Source organism: Corallococcus sp. AB030, from assembly GCF_003668965.1.
GTDB lineage: Bacteria > Myxococcota > Myxococcia > Myxococcales > Myxococcaceae > Corallococcus > Corallococcus exiguus.
The window spans coordinates 1-3,326 of the sequence record NZ_RAWQ01000395.1 but is presented as its reverse complement, the minus strand read 5'-3'; the positions used below and the strand labels follow the sequence as shown (position 1 = coordinate 3,326).

The 3,326-nt window shown below is 71.0% G+C and carries 5 protein-coding genes; 3 read left to right on the top strand and 2 right to left on the bottom strand.

Annotated features, from left to right (window positions below):
- Positions 1-48 precede the first annotated feature (48 nt).
- Positions 49-453 (top strand): DUF2203 domain-containing protein, encoded by a 405-nt coding sequence (locus tag D7Y15_RS42865; RefSeq protein WP_120581637.1) that lies wholly within the window; start codon positions 49-51, stop codon positions 451-453.
- A gap of 7 nt (positions 454-460) precedes the next feature.
- On the opposite strand, the gene D7Y15_RS42860 is transcribed toward D7Y15_RS42865, so the two are convergent.
- A complete protein-coding gene (locus D7Y15_RS42860) occupies positions 461-1,066 on the bottom strand; it encodes a hypothetical protein (RefSeq protein ID WP_121756157.1) in 606 nt (201 codons plus the stop codon).
- Between the two features lie 159 nt (positions 1,067-1,225).
- On the opposite strand from D7Y15_RS42860, the gene D7Y15_RS42855 reads away from it, so the two are divergent.
- Both D7Y15_RS42855 and D7Y15_RS42850 read left to right on the top strand, forming a co-directional pair.
- Entirely contained in the window at positions 1,226-2,152 is a 927-nt protein-coding gene (locus D7Y15_RS42855; protein ID WP_121756156.1) for an NmrA/HSCARG family protein, read from the top strand.
- 96 nt (positions 2,153-2,248) lie between these two features.
- A complete protein-coding gene (locus tag D7Y15_RS42850; RefSeq protein WP_233605315.1) occupies positions 2,249-2,965 on the top strand; it encodes a hypothetical protein in 717 nt (238 codons plus the stop codon).
- On the opposite strand, the gene D7Y15_RS42845 is transcribed toward D7Y15_RS42850, so the two are convergent.
- The gene (locus D7Y15_RS42845; protein WP_172811802.1) at positions 2,966-3,265 is read right to left on the bottom strand and encodes a hypothetical protein; all 300 of its coding nucleotides are present in this window, start codon (positions 3,263-3,265) and stop codon (positions 2,966-2,968) included. It lies immediately after the preceding gene.
- Between the last annotated feature and the right edge of the window lie 61 nt (positions 3,266-3,326).

Here is a 3,326-nt window from a genome sequence, read left to right as displayed (position 1 = left end):
CCCGAAGGGAGTGGCCTGCGGAGGGCTCTCACTGCATGCTGTCCCCCGATGCGCTTTTTCAGCGTGGAAGAGGCCAGCCGGCTGGTGCCGTTGCTGACGAAGACCTTCGGGCGCGTGCGCCCCTGGGTGGAGCGCGTGCAGAAGCTGGCGGAGGTGCTGGACGGCCCGGAGGCTCCGCCCGACACCCTCGAGGTGCGCTCCTTCCGAGAGGAGCGCGACGAGCTGCTGGAGCGCATCCGCGGTGAGCTGGGCCCGCTCCAGGAGATGGGCCTGGAGATAAAGGGCGCGGACGGCCTGGTGGACTTCCACGCGCGGCGCGGCGAGGAGCCCGTGTACCTCTGCTGGCGCTACGGCGAGAACGCCGTGGCGCACTGGCATGACTTGAAGGCCGGCTTCTCCGGACGCCGCCCCATCGACAGCCCGGACGACTTCGAGCCCACCTACCTCAGCTGAAACACCCTCACTTCGACAGGCTCTGGTGCAACAGGCCCAGCTTGTTGCGCGCGGAGAGCAGCTGCTGTCGCAGCGAATCCGCCTGCCGGCCGATGTCGGTGAACTTCGCCTCCTCCGCCGCGAGAGTCAGCGTGGCCGCGTCGTCCGCCACCTCCGCCATGCGCGCCTGGAGCGCGGTGAAGACCTCCGTGAGCCGCGCGTCCTCCTCCGCCGTGCGCGTGGCCTGCTGGCGCAGCGCCGCGAACTCCTGCATGCGCCCGTTGAGGTCCGCCGCGCTCTGCCCCAGCGCCCCGTAGCGCGTGAGCAGCTCCTTGAACACCTCCGTGCGCTGCTGCAGCTCCTGCGCGCACACGTTGACCGCGTCCGCCTGCGCCTGCTGCCGGTTGCGCACCCCGGTGATGGCCTGCACCAGCGCGCCCACGCGCATCCGCAGCGCGTCGTCCAGGTCCGCCAGGTCCTTGAGCGTCTTCGACGCGCGCTCCAGGTGCTTCTCCGATGTCAGGGGCGCCTCCTTCAGCTGCTCCGACAGCGCCTCGAAGCGCAGCAGCTCTGCGTCGAGCGACTGTGCGGCGGAGACCAGCTCGGAGGACGGGGGCGTGTCACGCTTGCTCATGGGGCCGGGAGGATGCCATGCCGCCTGTCCCTCCCTTCCGGTCGCCTGCCTGCCTCGGGAGCCTGTGCTCGGGGGAGGACACTGCGGCTTCCAGACCTCGCCAATGGAAGGGAGCGTCTCCAGCTTTCCGTGACACGTCGCGTCCGGAGGTCTGAAGCCATGCCCGTGGATTTCTCCATCACCGTGCTCGTCACTGGCGCCACCGGCCAGCAGGGCGGTGCCGTCCTCCGCAAGCTCGCCGACCGGGGGCACCACGTGGTGGCGCTGGTGCGGGACGCGGACGCTCCGGCCGCCCGCGCCCTGCGCAGGCCCGGCGTCACCCTGGCCCAGGGCGACTTCGACGACCCCGTCTCGCTGGAGAGCGCCATGCGCGGCGTGGACGCCGTCTACGCCATGGCCACGCCCTTCGGCGCGGGCGGCGTGGACGCGGAGGTCCAGCACGGCAAGAACCTGGCGGACGCGGCGAAGCGCGCCAGCGTGCGGCACTTCGTGTACTCGTCCGTGGCGGGCGCGTCGGAGCTCACCGGCATCCCGCACTTCGACAGCAAGCACGCCGTGGAGCTGTACCTGCGGCGGCGCGACATGCCCTTCACCATCCTGGGCCCCACCTTCTTCATGGAGAACCTCCTCCAGCGGCCCACGCGCGACATGCTGGCGGAGGGGAAGCTGGCCCTGGGGCTGCCCGCGACGCGCGGCCTCCAGATGGTCGCGGTGGAGGACCTGGCCGGCTTCGCGATGCACGTGCTGGGAGACCCGGAGCGCTTCATCGGCGAGCGCATCGAAGTTGCCTCCGACGAGGTGACGGGCCAGCAGGCCGCCGCGCTGCTCTCCATGGTGAGCGGCCACCGCATCCACTTCGAACAGATTCCCCTGGCTCAACTCCAACAGCAGAGCGAGGACCTGGCGGCCATGTTCGAGTGGCTGGACCGGGTGGGCTACCACGCGGACATCCTCACGCTGCGCAACAGCCACCTGCGCGTGAGCTGGCAGACCTTCGAGACCTGGGCGCGCCATCAGGACTGGGAGTTCGTCAACGCGCCCTCCTGGCCCGCCACCGCCGCCGAGCCGGTGACGCCCCAGCCGTAGAGTCCCCGGCCGCCGGCCCCCCCTCCGGGTGGGAGCACGAGGCATGTCATCCCCTGAACGCCGCACGCCCTACCTTGAAGTACGAGGAGGCATACGATGCGTGAAGCATTGGGAGTGGGGGCCCTGGGGTTGATGCTGATGGCGGGCTGCGCGGCGGAGACGAAGCTGCGGCCCGTGCCGGAAGCGGGAGTCCTCCAGGGCGGCAAGAGCAGCGCCATCAAGGAGCAGGAGGGCGTGCGGCTCACGGCGGACGGCTCGGCCTGGAAGGGCTCACCGTCCGACCTGGAGCGCCGGGTCACCCCTGTCTACGTCCGGCTGGAGAACAATGGGGACCGCCCGATCCGCCTCCAGTACAAGGACTTCGCGCTGGTGGGCCAGGAGACGCGCTTCCGCTACAGCGCGCTGCCGCCCCTGTCGCTGCGGCAGGCCACGTCCTCGAATGAGACGGAGGCGCCCGCGCGCATCAGCCCGGTGATGTACCCCGGGGGCAGGGCGTGGGCGGGCGGCGGCTACGGCTACGGGCCCTGGCGCGGCGGCTGGGGACCGGGCTGGTACGGCGGGCCCTGGGGCTGGGGAGGCAACTTCTACGGGGGGCCGTACTACTACGATCCGCCACTGCCCACCGCGGACATGCTCAACAACGCACTGCCGGAGGGCACACTGGAGCCCGGCGGCACGCAGGAGGGCTTCCTCTACTTCCAGGGCGTGGCCCACCGGGAGGACGCGGTGACGCTCCAGTTGAACCTGGTGGACGCGGAATCAGGGGCGCCGTTCGGTTCGCTCGGCATCCCCTTCCAGGTGAGCACGAAGTAGCTAGTGCAGCAGCGTGCTGGGCGGCGCGTAGGGGGAGCGCCCCCCGTCGTGCGCCAGGTCGAGCAGCGGTGCGTCCTCCGGCTGCCCCAGCGCGCGCCGCACGTCCGCGCCCTTCACGGGCAGGCCCATCAGCGGCCCCACCAGGAACAAGTCCAGCGCGCCGGTCAGCAGCGGCAGCAGGCCCGTCAGCGCCACCATCGCGCCCCGGGGCGTGCCCGTGCCCAGCCCGCCCAGGACCATGCCCGTGCCCGCCAGAATCCGAATCCACCGTCCGTTGCGCGAATTGATGAAGCCGACCATGAACACCTCCCCACGCCGAAGATGAACACGCGGAAGGGAGCGACCACGGCCGGTGTCCACC